Here is a 17,791-nt window from a genome sequence, read left to right as displayed (position 1 = left end):
CAAAGTTTTGAGTCGTTTTAAGAACGCGCATCCACTAAAGGACATTCGGTTACAGCTTGCAACTCATCAAAAGTTAAACCTTCGACCATTTCAATGACCTGAGCCTGTCCATCTTTGAGTTCGATAATGCATAAATCAGTATAAATACGATCGACACATTGTTCTCCCGTAATAGGATAGGTCAACTGATTGACAATTTTAGGCTCGCCTTTTTTTGTGGTATGTTCCATATAAACAAAAATACGTTTAGCCCCCACTGCCAAATCCATCGCGCCACCGACCGCAGGTATGTCATCTTCACGACCTGTATGCCAGTTTGCCAAATCACCATTAATGGCGACCTGAAAAGCACCGAGTACGCAGATATCCAGATGCCCACCACGCATGATGTCAAAAGAATCGCCATGATGCATAAAGCAGCCACCCGGCAATAAGGTAATCAACTCCTTACCGGCATTGACCAAATCTGGATCTTCTTCACCAGCTACTGGTGGTGGGCCAAATGCCAACACACCATTTTCAGAATGTAAAAAAATTTCCTTGTCTTTAGGTAGATATTTGGCAACGTTGGTCGGTAAACCAATTCCTAAATTGACATAAGAACCATCTGGGATGTCTCTGGCAATAACAGCGGCAATCTCTTCACGCGTTCTTTTTTGTATGCTCATTAGATATCTCCCACTGTTACAACATGTTTTACAAATATTCCCGGTGTAATGATACATTCGGGATCAAGACTCCCCAACTCTACTACTTCATTGACTTGTACAATTGTCGTGGTCGCGGCTTTTGCCATGATTGGACCAAAGTTACGTGCGGCTTTACGGTAGGTTAAATTGCCCCAGCGATCGGCTTTGTCTGCATAAATGAACGCAAAATCTGCATGTAAAGGATATTCCAAGACATAATTTTTCCCATTGATATTACGGGTTTCCTTACCTTCAGCAATTTTTGTCCCATATGCAGTAGGTGTAAACACAGCACCTAGTCCTGCACCAGCCGCCTGAATACGACATGCCAGATTGCCCTGTGGCACCAGTTCCAGTTCAATTTTTCCAGCACGATACATATCTGGAAAAACAGTTGAACTGACCGACTTTGGAAAAGAACAAATCAGCTTTTTCACCAATCCAGCGGTAAATAATTTGGTTAAACCATTTGGACCAGAGGACGCATTGTTATTGATAATGGTCAACTCTTTCGGTGCAATATCAATAAGTGCTTCCAGTAGCGCTTCTGGTTGACCTGTTGTACCAAAACCACTGGTCATAATGGTGGCACCATCAGGAATCGTTTTTAAGACCGATTCAATATCACTGGTGATTTTATTAATCATATCAATTCATTCCTTCTGTCTTCATTTACAAAATCATGAGTAAATGATTCATTACTCGGCCTTTTGTGGGTCGTATAATCTGTCTTTAATAAATAAGGTTGGAATTAAGCCGCATAAGAAGTATGCAACGCCCATGAGGAGTAAGCCTGCACCAATGGAGTTGTGAGTCGCTAAATAACCAATCGCAATCGGGGCAAAAATCGCACCAATCCGTCCAATATTGAATGCGCCGCCTACTGCCGTTCCTCGAATAGAAGTTGGAAAACTCTCGGTTAAATAGGTCGCGTTGATGGCATAAGGAATGCCGTATAAAAATCCGAAAATGAGCATCAACCAGCCAATATTTTCAGCCGTGTGAAAGTAAACAACGACTGGAATAAATAAGGCAGTCCCCATGGTTCCAAATGCAAATACAATGCGACGCCCAATTTTGTCTGCAACAAAACCTGCAATGACTTTGGCAAACATCATGGTCAGGAAAGTCCCGATCATATAGATCGCCATTTCTTTGAATTTGATACCCAGTTCAGCTTCTAAATAAGATGGCAACCAGTTACTTACGCCGAAATAACCAAACAATAAAAATCCAGAACTAAAAGTCCATAACATCAACATTTTGCCGTGTTGTTTATCCTTAAATAATGCAACATACGGATTTTCAAATTTTTGTGTTTTACCTGCCTGTGGCTGAGCCAATTTGAGCGCACGTGCTTTTTTCCATGAGGCAGGCTCTGGAACAAGAAAGAACATCAAAATGGCAAAAATGATCGGAATAATGGTAATGAAATACAGCATCCGCCAACCAAACTCAGGAATAATCCAGCCAGATAATGCGGTAATGACCAAAGAACCTAAGGTGTAGCCTGTCATTAAGGTGGCTAAAACCGTTGTTCTATATTTAGTGGGAACCAATTCCGACATGAGCGTATTACATGCAATATAAAGTGACCCTAAACCTAGACAGGTAATGGTTCTCAGAATGGCAACTTGCTCATAAGACTGAGCAAAACCCGTACATGCCGAAAGAATGGCGAACATCGCTGTTGCAATGACAATGACACGAACTCGTCCAAAACGGTCACTTGCCCAGCCACCAATCAAACCACCCACTGCCATACCAAAAATTGACCAGCTCCCTAATGCGCCTGCCTGTACACTGGTCAATCCAAATTCTGCTTTTAAACTGGTCAGTGTAAAAGCCAAAATTCCAATATCTGCTCCATCACAAAGCAGTACAAGAAAACAAAATACAAATGCGGTCATCCAGATTCTTTTTGGTGTCTGAATAACTGTATCTTTCTCAAAACCTAAAACTTCCATTTTCATGTTGCCACCCATTTCATATAGATGAATTTGTTGTACTTGTTAAATATTGAGTCATTTTTCCTTGGCAGACGGATGATCCATCATTCGTCTGCAAGTCAGCACTAATCTGCTTTTTGAGGGTTGTAGAGTCGGTCTTTAATGAATAACAGAGGAATCACACCACAAATAAAATATGCAGCTGCCATCACTAAAAGCCCAAGACCAATCGAGCCACTTTGTGACAAATAACCAATGGTTAATGGAGAGAAAATAGATAGTACTTTACCGACATTGTATGCCCCGCCAACCGCTGAACCACGAATCGAAGTTGGAAAGCTTTCGGTCATATAAGTGGCATTAATGGCGTATGGAATACCGTAAAGCAAGCCAAAGAACAGCATGAGCCAAAGAATATTTGCAGGTGTATTCAGGTACACAATGACTGGAATAAATAACGCAGTACCAATAGTTCCGAACGCAAATACAGCACGACGACCCAGTCGATCTGCAATCATCCCTGCAATGATTTTGGCAAAAATCATGATGATGAAAGTACCGACCATGTACATGGCCATTTCTTTAAACTTAATGCCTAAATCTGACTCCAGATAAGCGGGCAACCAGTTACTCACACCGTAGTAACCAAATTGCAATGCCCCTGTACTAATCACCCATAACACAAACATGATGCCGTGTTTCTTCTCTTTGAAGATTTCACGATATGGATTTTCACGTTTAACCGTTTTCATGCCCCCTTCAGTTTGGGCAGCACGGAGTTGACGTGATTTTTTCCAAGACTCAGGCTCAGGCACCATAAAATGCATGAATACAGATAAAACTATTGGAATAATTGCCAGCCAGTACAAATAACGCCAGCCATGCTCAGGAATAATATGTCCTGCCAATAAAGTGGCAAGTAACGAGCCTAAGGTATAGCCTGTCATTAAAGTTGCTAAAACCGTGGTTCGATGTTTAGTCGGCACCATTTCAGACATCAAAACATTACAGGCAATATATAAAGCCCCGAGTCCCATCGAACCAAATACGCGAACAAATGCAAATTGCTCGTAGGAATGAGTAAATCCTAAAGCAGCAGTTAAAATAGAAGAATAAGCGATAAAAAATACGATGACACGAACGCGACCAAAACGGTCACAGGCCCAGCCGCCTAATAGTCCACCAATGGCTGAACCAAATAAAGTAAGACTCCCCAAAGTCCCAGCTTGTAATCCTGTTAACTGAAACTCTGCTTTTAAACTGGTCAAACTTAGTGCCAAAAAACCTAAATCTGCGCCATCACAAAGTAATGCTAAAAAAGCAAATATAAATGCAGTAATCCAGACTTTTTTAGGTGTTTGAATGGCTGCATTTGGGCTACTTGGTGTAATTGTATCCGTTGACATGTCTCTTTCCTCAGACAAAAGACATGAGGCATCCAATTGCCTCATGTTGGTATATCAAAACGTTAAGCAGTGACTTCCCTAATCATATTTTTTGCAATAATGATTTGTTGAACTTGGGTTGTTCCTTCATAGAGACGGAACAAACGTACATCTCGATAAAAACGTTCGATTGAATATTCGCTGATATAGCCTGCACCACCATGGATTTGTACACAGCGATCTGCAACACGACCACACATTTCAGTTGCAAACATTTTTGCGCAAGATGCTTCGGTACTAATATTCTGACCTTCATCACGACGACGAGCCGCATCTAAAACCATACATTTCGCTGCATAGATTTCAGCTTTCGAATCTGCCAGCATGGCTTGAATCAACTGGAAGTTTGCAATCGGTTGACCAAACTGTTTACGTTCTACTGCATAACGAAGCGCGTCATCCAGCATACGCTCTGCAACACCAACACTATATGCACCAATGTGTAGACGACCTTTATCCAAAACTTTCATGGCTGTTTTAAAGCCAACACCTTCTACCCCACCAATTAATGCTGATGCTGGTACGCGACAGTTTTCAAAAATGACATCACAGGTATGTGAGCCCTTCTGACCCATTTTTTGATCAATTTTACCCAGCGTAATTCCTGGCGTATTGGCTTCAACTAAAAATGCTGAAATACCACCTGCACCTTTAATTTCAGGATTTGTACGTGCCATAACGGTAAAGGTCGCTGCATGCGGTGCGTTGGTAATAAAGCGTTTTGTGCCATTTAATACATAAAAGTCACCATCTTTAACCGCAGTCGTTTTTAAAGATGCAGCATCAGAACCTGCTTCTGGTTCAGTCAAGCAGAACGAACCAATAATTTCGCCACTGGCATAACGTGGTAAATATTTTTGCTTTTGTTCTTCAGTACCATCAATGATGAGACCGCTTGAACCAATTCCGTTATTTGTACCAATTAAAGAACGAAATGCAGGAGAAGTATGACCCAATTCAAAAGCAACATTGACCTCTTCTTCCATGGTAATACCCAAACCGCCGTATTCTTCTGGAATAGTCAAACCAAATAGACCAAGTTCACGCATTTGCTGAACAATATCGTCAGGAATACGATCTGTTTCAGCAACTTCATGTTCTCTTGGAATCAATTCATTTTTGACAAAATCTCGAATCGTCGAGAGTAATTGTTGCAACATTCCTTCATCGCGGATCATACGTGATCTCCCATATCATCTATTTCGCTATTGTCGCCAACTGTTTTACAAAGCAATTGACTAACAATGATTTCACAAAATCTAGTTCTGCATTAAATTTGTTTCATACTACGAGAATTAAAACTCATTTTTCAATACTTTTTTAAAAATAAATTTCGTTAAACGAAATTAAATGCCGTATGACCTTTATTTTTCAGGCATTTACTGATTAATCAAAAGTTTCAATCAATTATTGTTATAAAAAACACTTGAAATTTTTGATTGATTAAGCATTATATGAGGAATATAGTTTTGATATGCGAAACAAAGGATGTAAAAATGTTAGATATTAACAAGGAAAATTTCGTTAACATTGATTATTCAATTGAAAAAATCGCAATTGTTAAAATTCATCGACCAGAATCAAAAAATGCTTTAAATACAGAAGTGCGTAAACAACTGGCGCAGGCATTTACTGAGTTGAGTTTTAATGACGATATTCATGCCATTGTGTTGACAGGTGGTAATGAAGTTTTTGCAGCGGGTGCAGATTTAAAAGAAATGGCAACTGCTGGTTCTACAGATATGATGCTACGTCGTACTGAACGTTACTGGAATGCAATTTCTCAGTGCCCTAAACCAGTCATTGCTGCGGTCAATGGTTATGCATTGGGCGGAGGTTGTGAGCTTGCCATGCATAGCGACATTATTATTGCAGGTAAAGGCGCAATTTTTGGACAACCTGAAATTAAAGTCGGCTTAATGCCAGGTGCAGGTGGTACGCAGCGTTTGTTCCGGGCTGTGGGTAAGTTTCATGCCATGCGTATGATTATGACGGGTGCCATGGTTCCAGCTGAAGAAGCTTATGTTATGGGGTTAGTGTCTCAGGTGACTGAAGATGATCAAACCATTCCAACCGCCATCAAAATGGCGCAAAGTCTCGCAAAAATGCCACCAATCGCCTTACAGCAAATTAAAGAAGTTGCACTCATGAGTGAAGATGTTCCTCTGAATGCTGGTCTCACTTTAGAGCGAAAATCCTTCCAATTGCTATTTTCTACCGAAGACAAAAATGAAGGAATCAATGCATTTATCGAGAAGCGTAAGGCGTCTTACCAAGGTAAATAAATCTTCGCAAGCAAATATTTAGGGAATGAAATAATGGCGCGTAAAGTTTTTATTAGTGCTGGTGGTTCAGGGATTGGACGATGTATCGCTGAAGCTTTTCTCAAGCAAGGTGATCAGGTTTTTGTTTGCGACATCAATGAAGAAAGCTTAAATCAGTTTAAACAAGACTACCCACAATTGCAGACTGCCTCATGTGACTTGAGTCAAATGGATGCCATTCAACCGATGTTTGAGAGCGCGCTGCAACAACTCGGTGGTTTAGATATTCTGGTGAATAACACAGGAATTTCTGGCCCAACAGTGGCTGCTGAAGAACTCAGTTTTGAAGACTGGTCTCAAGTCTTAAATCTGAATTTGAACAGCACTTTTGTCATGACAAAATTAGCGATTCCCTATCTAAAACAATCTGATGCTGGTGTCATTATTAATCTTTCCTCAATTGCAGGACGCATGGGTTATCCATTTAGATTGGCCTATTCGACTTCAAAGTGGGGAATTATTGGCTTTACCAAAACACTTTCGATGGAACTTGGTGCTTTTGATATTCTTGTAAATGCAGTACTTCCGGGTGCAGTCGATGGCGAACGTGTGCAACGTGTTTTACAAGCCAGAGCAGATGCCAGCAATATTTCGCTAGAACAAGCCACTCAAAATGCATTAGCAAACCAGTCGCTTAAACAGTTTGTAAATCCAAAGCATATTGCTGATTTATGCGTTTTTCTCGCATCAGACAGTGGTCGTTCAATCTCAGGACAGATATTACCGATTGATGGCGATAAACAGCGCTTGACGTAAATTTTATTTTTTTCATTTCTATCTCTTTATTTTTAGATGATTACCGTATTTTAGGACAGTTATCATGACTCAACAGATCAAAACTATGGCCATTATTGGTGTCGGTGTAATGGGTAGCGGTATTGCTCAAATTGCATCGCAATCAGGTCACACCACTTATTTATACGATGCTAAAGCTGGTGCAGCACAGCAAGCCAAAGAAAAGTTGGCTGCGACATTTCAAAAGTTGCTGGATAAAAATAAAATCACCGCTGAACAGGCAGATGCAGCCAATGCGAATCTTTTAATTGCCAATGAACTTAGTGAGTTAAAAGACTGTGATTTGATTGTTGAAGCAATTATTGAACGTCTGGATATTAAGCAATCCTTAATGGATCAACTTGAAGCAATTGTCCCTGAAACTACAATTTTGGCTTCAAATACTTCGTCACTCTCGATTACAGCGATTGCAGCGAATTGTCAGCATCCTGAACGTGTGATTGGTTATCACTTCTTTAATCCTGTACCACTGATGAAAGTCGTTGAAGTGATTCAGGGTTTAAAAACTGATCCCAAACATGTTGAAACTTTAAATCAACTTTCGCGTGTATTTGGGCATCGCCCTGTTGTGGCAAAAGACACACCTGGATTTATTATTAATCATGCAGGTCGTGCTTATGGTACAGAAGCCCTAAAAATTCTAAATGAAAATGTTGCAGACATAAGCGAAATCGACCGAATTTTACGTGATGGTGTCGGTTTCAGAATGGGTCCATTTGAACTGATGGACTTAACAGGACTGGATGTTTCACATCCTGTGATGGAATCAATCTATCATCAATATTATGAAGAAGCGCGTTATCGTCCAAGTCCATTGACTAAACAAATGTTGGAAGCAAAACAGTTAGGTCGCAAAGTCGGACAAGGTTTTTATGACTACCGCACGGGAAGCAAAACGGGTGAAACACCAGCTAAATTGGTGGAGCGATTAGAACGTTATCCCACTGTCTGGATTGCGGCTGATTTTGCCGATGACAAAAAAGCACTTGAAGCTTATCTGACTGCGCAAAATATTCAACTGGATACAGGTGCAACACCTCAGGCAGAGAGCTTATGTCTTTTAGCTTGTTATGGTGAAGACACCACGCATGCCGCGCAACGCTTACAGGTCAATCCTGCACATAGTGTCGCGATTGATATGCTATACGGCATTGAAAAACATCGTACCCTCATGCCATCACTTGCGACTAAAGCAGATTATGCTCAAGCAGCACATTCAATCTTCAATCTTGATGGTGAAATCGTCAGCACGATTGCTGAAAGTACAGGTTTTGTCGCGCAACGCGTCTTGGCAATGGTCATTAATTTAGGTTGTGACATCGCGCAACAAAATATCGCAACCGTCGATGACATCAATGCGGCTGTGCGTTTAGGCCTAGGTTATCCATATGGCCCAATCGAATGGGGCGATGTAGTCGGTTCAAACAAAATTTTACTCATTTTAAACCGTATTTCCGAATTGACTTACGACCCACGTTACCGCCCTAGCCCGTGGTTGCAACGTCGTGTCGCATTGAATCTTCCACTCACATTTACTGCTTAATTTTAAAAAGGAACTTTTCCATGTTAAATGCATATATTTATGACGGTTTACGTACACCATTTGGTCGTCATGCTGGTGAACTTGCGTCTATACGTCCTGATGATCTTGCGGGTTTGGTCATTCAGCGTTTGATTGAAAAAACAGGCGTACCGGGTGCAGATATTGAAGATGTAATTTTTGGTGATACCAATCAGGCAGGTGAAGACAGTCGTAACGTCGCGCGTCATGCTGCCTTATTGGCAGGTTTACCTGTGACTGTTCCGGGTCAAACAGTCAACCGCTTATGTGCCAGTGGTTTAGGTGCAATTATCGATTCAGCACGTGCCATTACGTGTGGTGAAGGCGATTTATACGTGGCTGGTGGCGTAGAAAGCATGTCTCGTGCACCTTTTGTCATGGGCAAAGCAGAAAGTGCCTATAGCCGTGATGCTAAAATTTATGACACCACCATTGGTTCACGTTTTCCAAATAAGAAGATCGTAGCGCAATATGGCGGTCATTCTATGCCTGAAACTGGTGATAATGTTGCGGTTGAATATGGCATTACCCGCGAACAAGCCGATTTATTTGCTGCTCAATCTCAAGCCAAATATCAAAAAGCATTCGAGGAAGGCTTTTTTGAAGGTGAAATTACGGCTGTTGAAGTTTCTCAAGGTAAAAAATTACCACCCAAACAAGTGACTGAAGATGAACATCCTCGCCCAAGTTCAACGGTTGAAGCATTAACCAAGTTAAAGCCTTTATTTGAAGGTGGTGTAGTCACAGCAGGCAATGCTTCAGGCATTAATGATGGTGCCGCTGCGGTATTGGTCGGTTCAGAAGCTGCTGGTCAAAAATACGGTTTAAAACCTATGGCAAAAATTCTCTCTGCGGCTGCGGCTGGTGTTGAACCACGCATTATGGGTGCAGGTCCAATCGAAGCCATTAAAAAAGCAGTTGCTCGTGCAGGCTTAACACTGGATGATTTGGATATTATTGAAATTAACGAAGCATTTGCCTCACAGGTTTTGTCTTGCCTAAAAGGTCTAGGTGTTGACTTTAATGATCCACGTGTTAATCCAAATGGTGGTGCAATTGCGGTTGGCCATCCGTTGGGTGCATCTGGTGCGCGTTTAGCACTGACAGTTGCTCGTGAATTACAACGCCGTAATAAAAAATATGCGGTTGTCAGCCTGTGTATCGGTGTAGGTCAAGGTTTGGCCATGGTGATTGAAAACGTCGCTTAACCCTAACTGATCCCTAAAAATATCCATTCATCACCACAGCAGTGATGAATGGATTCATTTATTTTACAATGCGAAATAAAATGCTCTATGATCGGCACTAGACCTTTAATTTGAGAATTCAATGTCGCAAAGTAGTAATACTAAAAAAAATGATAAAACCCCTAATTTTGATGAAATTCGTTTAGATCCTATTTCACATATTCATCGTGAAAATAACCCTCAATTTATTGCATCGTTGGCACGTGGTTTAGAACTTCTACGCTGTTTTTCTTTACAACATCAAGTATTAGGTAATCTGGAACTGGCAAAAATGACGGGTTTACCCAAGCCGACCATTGCCCGCCTTTGTAATACATTAGTTAGCTTAGGCTATTTGAAACAGATGCCAGATTCTCCCAAATATATGCTGGATATCGGCGTACTTTCTTTAGGTTATGCTGCGCTATCGAATCTAACTATTCGAACTACAGCACATCCATTTATGGAAGAAATGAGTCTTTATGCGCAGGCACCTGTAGCACTGGCTGCTCGTGATCGTTTAAATATGCTGTATTTGGATGTAGTACAGACCAATAGCACCTTACGTCGTCCCATTGGCTCAACCCTGCCTTTGCATACAAGCTCAATGGGTCGAGCCTGTTTGGCAGCAACTCCAGAATATAAACGCAATCTAATTTTAGAAGCGATTAAAAAACGTGAACCAGAACAATGGCCAGAGATTAAAGAGCAGCTTGAACGTGCTTTTGAACAATATGCAAAACATGGTTATTGCCTTTCTTTAGGTGAATGGCAGCAAGGCATTAATTCTGTGGCTGTGCCATTGGTTAGCTCAAAACATGGTTTATATGTGTTTAACTGTGGTTCGCCCTCTTATTTATTAAGTGCTGAAAAAACCATTGAAGAGATTGGCCCACGTTTAAAATATATGGTGCATAGCATTCAGGATGCTTTAACTGAGAGTTTATAAATAAAAAAGGAACATTTGATTCATATCAATGCTCCTCTTACATTAGCCTTGTTGAACTACTTTTTTGTCCTTTAAGTCCTGCAATTCATTTGCAGATAAAAACCGATTTAAAATGGAATCGGTGTCCTCACCCAAATAAGGCGGTGTTTTAACATATTGCACTGGCGTTTTAGAAAGTTTGATCGGTGAGCCAATCGAGACATAGTCAGCACGCAATGGATGTTGCATATTCACCACCATTTCCCGAAAAACCACCTGTTCTTCTTCTAATGTCTGCTGCAAATTATTAATCATGCCGACGGGTACTTTTACCGCATGAATACGATCCACCCAAGTTTGTGCAGTTTGCGTCATAAAATGCTGTTGCAGAATGTCACTGATTTCCTCACGATGGGTGACACGACCTTTATTTTTAGCAAATTTAGGATCTTCACAAAGCTTAGCTAAACCAATACTTTCACACAACGCTTTAAATTGCTGGTCATTCCCACAAGCAATAATAAATTCGCCCTGTTGAGCCTTAAACACTTGATAAGGCACAATGTTGGCATGTGCATTACCAAAACGTCCCGGTACCTTTGCAGAAGTTAAATAATTCATGGCCAAAACTGAAAGTGAAGCGACTTGGGTATCCAGTAATGCCATATCAATATGTTGACCTTCCCCTGTAGTGACACGCGATAATAATGCTGCCTGAATCGCAATTGCAGCATATAAACCTGTAGTCAAATCTGCAAATGCCAAACCTGCTTTTTGTGGGCCACCGCCGGGTAAATCATCACGCTCACCAGTGACACTCATCATGCCACCCATCCCTTGTATAATAAAATCATAGCCGGGTTCAGTCGCGCGAGGTCCTTGTTGTCCAAAGCCTGTAATTGAGCAATATACGAGTTTGGGATTAATTTGGCTTAAGCTCTCATAGTCCAGACCATATTTCTTAAGCGAACCAGCTTTATAATTTTCAATTAAAACATCGCTTTCAAGCACCATTTTTTTAATCAGTGCCTGACCTTCTGAGGTTGCCATATCAATTGCAACCGAGTGTTTGCCACGATTTGCCGATAAATAATAGGCTGACTCAGACGTGTCTTGTCCATCATCTGTTTTGAGAAATGGAGGTCCCCAAATGCGTGTGTCATCTCCTTGAAAAGGCTTTTCAATTTTAATGACCTCTGCACCCAAGTCTGCCAAAATTTGGCTGCACCAAGGACCAGCTAAAATCCGACTTAAGTCCAGCACTCTAAATCCTGTTAAGGCACCCATATTCTTCCTCATTGTTGTTCATTATTCCGTAACGCTTTGATATCGAATTTAGCTTTCCGATATATTTATAATAAATTAAAATATCGCATTGCAAAATAAAATTCTATTATTATTGTAAAAAACTTTGTTTTTGATTAAGCTTATTGATCCCTTCTTGGTGCAATATGATTGCACTGCAAAAAATCAAGTGAACTTGCATGAAATCGTCGAGTATCTACACACCAACCGTTATTTTAATGGCAGTAGCGGCTGGTATTTGCTCAGGAAGTAATTATTTTAGTCAGCCACTAGTGCATTCAATGGCATTGGCCTTAAATCTTTCAGAAACTACGATCGCATGGGTGCCCACGCTCGCTCAAATTGCCTATGCCTGCGGTTTGCTTTTTTTAATGCCATTAGGTGATATTCTTGAAAAAAGACGGCTCTTATTTATTCTGATGTTGCTAGCCTCCTTAGGTTTGTTGATTAGTGGCTTTTCCAGTCATATCGGTCTGATCATGTTAGGGACGTTAATCACGGGTTTATTTTCGGTATCTGCACAACTTTTATTGCCCTTGGCCGCCAGTTTAGTTCCAATTCAGCATAGTGGTCGTGTCGTCGGTTTTCTTATTAGCGGCTTAATGATTGGTATTTTATTGGCACGTTCTTTATCTGGATTGATGTCAACTTTATTTGCATGGAATGTGATTTATCTGGTCAGTGGTTTTTTATTACTACTGATTGCAATTGTGTTGTACAACAAAATAAGCTCTTTTCCTGCCACACAGTCAGAAAGCTACTTTAAAACAATAGGTTCAATTCCAGCTATTTTTAAAGAAAATCAACGTTTACGTACTCGAACCTATATTGGCTTTTTGACCTTTGCAGGCATCAGTATGACTTTTACCACTATGTCACTTTTGCTTGCACCAGCGCCCTATCATTTTAGTGATTTTACAATTGGTTTATTTGGTTTCGTGGGCATTATTGGAACATTTATTGCCAATTTTTCAGGTAAATATATTGATCAAGGCTATATTCACAAAATTTCAATCTATTGTGGATTAGGGATTATTTTAAGCTGGCTGTTTTATGTGCTACTACCTATTTCCTTTATTTTTTATGTGATGGGAACTATTTTGATTTATTCATGTTTATCTGCCGTGCATGTCACCAATCAAAGCATTGTTTTTAAACTCAATCAACAGCTTAAGTCGCGCTTTAATGCAATTTATATGACAGGCTACTTCACTGGCGGTGCGCTTGGAACCACACTAGGAAGCTATGCATGGCGACATTTTGGTTGGCATGGTGTCTGCATTTTAGGTCTTGTTTTGGCTGTTTTGACACTTGTTTTTTGCATTCGTGATGCCAAGCTTTCCCCTGTTTTAGCCCAATAAAAAAACCAGTAACCCTTTTGGTATTACTGGTTCAGTATTAGACTTCTTTTCTGACTATTGACACCTTTTTATTTTTCTTAAATGTAAGAAATAAAAAAAGCGTGTGAATAACATCTATTCAAAAATAAGATTAACCAATTTCTGTTTTAATATTATTAACCATATGTAATAAACGTGGCGCGATATCTTCTTCGAGCTTTTCACGTTTCATAATAAAGCTTGGACCACCACAGTTAAATACCAACAAACCATGCTGTTCGTGCAATAAAGGTACCGCCACAGAGTTCACATCCTTATGCCAGTCACCCATAGAGAAACAATAACCAAAGTCCTGATAATCTTTAAATGCCTTGTCCAGATCACGATTAATCTTAATCCAGTCTTCCTTATGTTTTTGGCGAATCGCGTTGAGTAGAAATTCACGCTCATCTTCAGGCATTGCAGCTAAACAGGCGCGTCCCATTGAGCTGAGATGTATTGGCAAATAAGTTCCAACCTGACGACGCATGGTAACATTACCCTTACCCTGTACCACGTCCAGATAAATCATATTCAAACGATCGCGTGTTGACATCGCCACTGCCGCCCCTGCATAGTCTGCCAGTTCTTTCATATAAGGCTGGGCAATAGAGCGTACAGAAACATTGGCAAGCATTGAATAACCAAAAGCCAAGACTCCCACCGACAGTTGAAATTTGGTTGAGTTGGGTACTTGGCGAATATAACCCAAACGCGACAAAGTATGCGTTAAACGGGTAATGGTTGGTTTAGGCAAGCCTGTCATTTGTGACAATTCCTGATTGCCTAAATGTGGCTGCTTGGCAGAAAAACAACGCAGCAATTCTAAACCACGCGCTAACGCAGTAATAAATTGACGGTCATCTTCTTCCTGCATATCTTCAATTGGATGAAGCAATTCATGGCGCAGCGGAACCAGTAGTTTTTCGGTTTGTTCGGTTTCGTTTAAATCAGTCATGATGTTAGAGCGCACTCAATTCAGTTAATGTTTCGCATTGCGAAAATTATAATCTATTTATTCTATTAATAGCAAAAGAAGCATGTATAAATACGTTTACTTCTTTTGCTATTTCCGCCTCTATGTAGAATTATTCTACAATCCCTTTCGATTTTAACTCATCCAGTGTTTGTTTCGACAATATTCGTGAAAGTATCTGATCGGTATGCTGACCTAACATTGGAGGCGCATGTTTATATTCAATGGGGGTACGTGACATTTTAATGGGAGATCCAATCACTTTTAGATGCTCACGTTGTGGATGTGGCATATCAACCAGCATTTTACGTTCCACGACTTGTGGTTCTTCAAATGCTTGTTCAAGGTTATTAATCACGCCCACTGGCACTTTTGCAGCATGAATTGCAGCGACCCATTCATCTGCTGTTTTTTGAGAAAAATGTGCGGAAAGTAAATCTGTAATTTCTTCACGGTGCTTAATACGATCAGCATTTCGAGTAAATTTTGGATTATTTGGCAGTTCTGGTAAACCGATCGCCTGACACAACTGAATAAATTGTGTGTCGTTGCCACAAGCAATAATAAAATCGCGATCACATGCCTTAAACACTTGATAAGGCACGATATTGGCATGTGCATTACCATAACGACCCGGCACTTTACCAGATGCCAGATAATTCATGCCCTGATTGGCTAATGTCGCAATTTGCACATCGAGCAGTGCCATATCAATGTATTGACCCAAGCCTGTAATATTCCGATTCAGTAAAGCCGCCTGAATAGCGATGGTTGAATATAATCCTGTGGTAATATCAGAAAATGCAATGCCTAATTTTTGTGGTCCACCACCGGGCAAATCATCTTTTTCACCTGTCACCGACATCAAACCGCCCATACCTTGTATGATAAAGTCATATCCTGGTTCTTCTGCTCGTGGTCCTGTCTGACCAAACCCTGTAATCGAACAATAAATGAGTTTAGGATCGAGCTTGGACAGTGTTTCATAGTCCAGACCATATTTTTTAAGTGAACCTGTTTTATAGTTTTCAATTAAAACATCGGACTCAAGTGCCAAAGCACGGACTACTTCTTGACCTTCTGGAGTGGCAATATCAATGGCGACAGAAAGTTTGTTACGGTTGGTCGATTGATAATAAGCAGCCTCATGAGTGTCATGACCTGCATCATCTTTCATCCAAGGCGGTCCCCAAGAACGTGTATCGTCACCGCGTTTAGGACGCTCGACTTTAATGACTTCTGCACCTAAATCAGCAAGAATTTGACCACACCATGGTCCAGCCAAAACTCGACTTAAATCCAGAACACGATATCCCTCAAGAGCACCCATACCTATTCCTATAAAACACAACTGACTAAATCAATTAATGCAAAAATACAACACGTAGTTTCGCATAGCGATATTAAAGAACTAATATACACTCATTATCCCTAATAGCAAATACTGACAAGTTCAAGACTAAAGTCTTAAATGTACTCATTTTAAGAATTTCTTATTCAAAAACATAAATTTAATATTTATAACAAAGTATCGCTATGCGATATTTATTTTTATAATTATTGTTTTATTGCAATCTTTGTTTTACTATCCGAAAAATTTTTACAAATCTCCTCATGTATGTGCCTGTTCAGTATGTAACGGGATTTAGATGCAGGTCATTTCATTTGTAGTAAAGGAATATAGCTGTGAACTCAAATCAATCCGTGTCCAAAGCTGGATCGAACACATGGAAAATTGCATTTATATTTGCTTTTTTAGCACTGTTAGTCGATGGTGCCGATTTAATGTTGCTGTCTTATAGCTTGAACAGCATTAAAGCAGATTTTGGATTAACTTCAGTTGAAGCGGGGATGTTAGGTAGTTTTACCTTGGCAGGTATGGCCATTGGTGGAATTTTTGGAGGCTGGGCCTGTGACCGTTTTGGTCGCGTCCGTATTGTCGTCATTTCAATCCTCACCTTTTCATTATTGACTTGTGGGCTTGGCTTGACTCAAAGCTTTTTACAGTTTGGTGTTTTACGTTTCTTCGCCTCATTGGGATTGGGTTCATTATATATTGCCTGTAATACATTAATGGCTGAATATGTTCCAACAAAATATCGCACCACAGTTTTAGGGACTTTGCAGGCCGGCTGGACAGTGGGCTATATCGTTGCGACATTATTGGCTGGCTGGCTGATTCCAGATCATGGCTGGCGTATGTTGTTTTACGTGGCGATTATTCCTGTATTTATGGCAATTTTGATGCATCTTATGGTGCCAGAGCCAGAAGCATGGAGACAATCTCGCTTACAACCAATACAAAACCAACAACAGGAAAAAGAATCTGCATTTAAACTGATTTTCCAAGATAAACGGAATCGCAATATGTTTATCTTATGGGCATTGACCGCAGGTTTCCTACAGTTTGGCTACTATGGTGTAAATAACTGGATGCCGTCATATCTTGAAAGTGAACTCGGTATGAAGTTCAAAGAAATGACCGCTTATATGGTGGGTACTTATACCGCCATGATTCTAGGGAAAATATTGGCAGGTTACATGGCAGATAAGCTGGGTCGCCGATTTACATATGCTTTTGGCGCGATTGGAACAGCTATCTTTCTACCTTTAATTGTTTTCTACAACTCTCCTGACAATATTCTGTATTTATTGGTCATTTTTGGTTTCTTGTATGGAATTCCATACGGGGTAAATGCCACCTATATGACAGAAAGTTTCCCAACAGCAATTCGCGGCACAGCAATTGGTGGTGCATATAATGTGGGTCGTTTAGGTGCAGCTATAGCTCCAGCCACCATCGGTTTCCTCGCTTCTGGCGGCTCGATTGGACTCGGTTTTATCGTCATGGGCGCTGCTTACTTTATTTGTGGTGTAATTCCTGCTCTTTTCATTAAAGAGAAACAATATGATCCACAAAAATCATAATTAACAATTATCTAAAACATTTCAGTTTATAGCCAGTATTAGCCCTACTGGCTTTTTTTATATATAAATAAGGCTTGTCTTATTTAAATTAACAAATTAAAATATCGACAAGCGAAACTTAATTTCTTTTTTATTATGGATAATCTTGAACGAGAATCAATGGAATTTGACGTCGTCATCGTTGGTGCTGGACCTGCCGGTCTATCGGCTGCGATTAAAATTCGCCAACTTGCGATTGAAAAGAATCTACCCGATTTGTCCGTCTGCGTCGTCGAAAAAGGGTCTG

At 40.4% G+C, this 17,791-nt stretch carries 16 protein-coding genes; 8 read left to right on the top strand and 8 right to left on the bottom strand.

Translation table 11 applies throughout. The features are described from left to right. Nucleotides 1–17 precede the first annotated feature (17 nt). The 5 genes from E0D95_RS02920 to E0D95_RS02900 form a co-directional block, all read right to left on the bottom strand. Complete coding sequence (locus tag E0D95_RS02920; protein WP_130802466.1) at nucleotides 18–668, bottom strand: 3-oxoacid CoA-transferase subunit B; 651 nt, start codon at nucleotides 666–668, stop codon at nucleotides 18–20. Beyond that, nucleotides 668–1,336 (bottom strand): 3-oxoacid CoA-transferase subunit A, encoded by a 669-nt coding sequence (locus E0D95_RS02915; protein WP_130802465.1) that lies wholly within the window; start codon nucleotides 1,334–1,336, stop codon nucleotides 668–670. The genes E0D95_RS02920 and E0D95_RS02915 overlap by 1 nt, the downstream gene beginning before the upstream one ends. Nucleotides 1,337–1,387: 51 nt before the next feature. Further along, on the bottom strand, nucleotides 1,388–2,662 hold the full coding sequence (locus E0D95_RS02910; protein WP_130802464.1) for an MFS transporter: 1,275 nt from the start codon (nucleotides 2,660–2,662) through the stop codon (nucleotides 1,388–1,390). Between the two features lie 101 nt (nucleotides 2,663–2,763). Then, nucleotides 2,764–4,044: an MFS transporter gene (locus tag E0D95_RS02905; RefSeq protein ID WP_130802463.1), complete on the bottom strand. Its 1,281-nt coding sequence runs from the start codon at nucleotides 4,042–4,044 to the stop codon at nucleotides 2,764–2,766. A 62-nt stretch (nucleotides 4,045–4,106) separates the two neighbouring features. Continuing rightward, on the bottom strand, nucleotides 4,107–5,261 hold the full coding sequence (locus E0D95_RS02900) for an acyl-CoA dehydrogenase family protein (RefSeq protein ID WP_130802462.1): 1,155 nt from the start codon (nucleotides 5,259–5,261) through the stop codon (nucleotides 4,107–4,109). A 318-nt stretch (nucleotides 5,262–5,579) separates the two neighbouring features. Here E0D95_RS02900 and E0D95_RS02895 point away from each other — a divergent pair, with 318 nt between their 5' ends. The 5 genes from E0D95_RS02895 (at nucleotide 5,580) to E0D95_RS02875 (ending at nucleotide 10,938) form a co-directional block, all read left to right on the top strand. Next, complete coding sequence (locus E0D95_RS02895; protein ID WP_130802461.1) at nucleotides 5,580–6,368, top strand: enoyl-CoA hydratase; 789 nt, start codon at nucleotides 5,580–5,582, stop codon at nucleotides 6,366–6,368. A gap of 33 nt (nucleotides 6,369–6,401) precedes the next feature. Beyond that, entirely contained in the window at nucleotides 6,402–7,163 is a 762-nt protein-coding gene (locus E0D95_RS02890; protein WP_130802460.1) for an SDR family oxidoreductase, read from the top strand. A 64-nt stretch (nucleotides 7,164–7,227) separates the two neighbouring features. Next, nucleotides 7,228–8,745, top strand: coding sequence for a 3-hydroxyacyl-CoA dehydrogenase (locus E0D95_RS02885; RefSeq protein WP_130802459.1), 1,518 nt, complete (start codon nucleotides 7,228–7,230; stop codon nucleotides 8,743–8,745). Nucleotides 8,746–8,765: 20 nt separating this feature from the next. Continuing rightward, nucleotides 8,766–9,971, top strand: coding sequence for a 3-oxoadipyl-CoA thiolase (locus E0D95_RS02880; protein ID WP_130802458.1), 1,206 nt, complete (start codon nucleotides 8,766–8,768; stop codon nucleotides 9,969–9,971). A gap of 121 nt (nucleotides 9,972–10,092) precedes the next feature. Beyond that, nucleotides 10,093–10,938 (top strand): IclR family transcriptional regulator, encoded by an 846-nt coding sequence (locus E0D95_RS02875; RefSeq protein ID WP_130802457.1) that lies wholly within the window; start codon nucleotides 10,093–10,095, stop codon nucleotides 10,936–10,938. 42 nt (nucleotides 10,939–10,980) lie between these two features. On the opposite strand, the gene E0D95_RS02870 is transcribed toward E0D95_RS02875, so the two are convergent. Beyond that, a complete protein-coding gene (locus E0D95_RS02870) occupies nucleotides 10,981–12,204 on the bottom strand; it encodes a CaiB/BaiF CoA transferase family protein (RefSeq protein ID WP_130802456.1) in 1,224 nt (407 codons plus the stop codon). A gap of 197 nt (nucleotides 12,205–12,401) precedes the next feature. Between E0D95_RS02870 and E0D95_RS02865 the strand changes: the two genes are divergently transcribed. Further along, on the top strand, nucleotides 12,402–13,583 hold the full coding sequence (locus E0D95_RS02865) for an MFS transporter (protein WP_130802455.1): 1,182 nt from the start codon (nucleotides 12,402–12,404) through the stop codon (nucleotides 13,581–13,583). A gap of 130 nt (nucleotides 13,584–13,713) precedes the next feature. On the opposite strand, the gene E0D95_RS02860 is transcribed toward E0D95_RS02865, so the two are convergent. Continuing rightward, entirely contained in the window at nucleotides 13,714–14,559 is an 846-nt protein-coding gene (locus E0D95_RS02860; RefSeq protein ID WP_130802454.1) for an IclR family transcriptional regulator, read from the bottom strand. 130 nt (nucleotides 14,560–14,689) lie between these two features. Beyond that, nucleotides 14,690–15,907, bottom strand: a complete 1,218-nt coding sequence (locus E0D95_RS02855; protein WP_130802453.1) for a CaiB/BaiF CoA transferase family protein — start codon at nucleotides 15,905–15,907, stop codon at nucleotides 14,690–14,692. A 350-nt stretch (nucleotides 15,908–16,257) separates the two neighbouring features. Here E0D95_RS02855 and E0D95_RS02850 point away from each other — a divergent pair, with 350 nt between their 5' ends. Further along, nucleotides 16,258–17,505, top strand: coding sequence for an MFS transporter (locus tag E0D95_RS02850; RefSeq protein ID WP_431830752.1), 1,248 nt, complete (start codon nucleotides 16,258–16,260; stop codon nucleotides 17,503–17,505). A gap of 135 nt (nucleotides 17,506–17,640) precedes the next feature. Then, on the top strand, nucleotides 17,641–17,791 hold a 151-nt coding region (locus E0D95_RS02845), incomplete at its 3' end, for an FAD-dependent oxidoreductase (RefSeq protein WP_130804823.1).

The sequence above is a fragment of the Acinetobacter ihumii genome (assembly GCF_900625095.1).
Lineage (GTDB): Bacteria > Pseudomonadota > Gammaproteobacteria > Pseudomonadales > Moraxellaceae > Acinetobacter > Acinetobacter ihumii.
The sequence above is the reverse complement of the archived record's forward strand: the minus strand, read 5'-3'. Positions and strand labels throughout refer to the sequence as shown.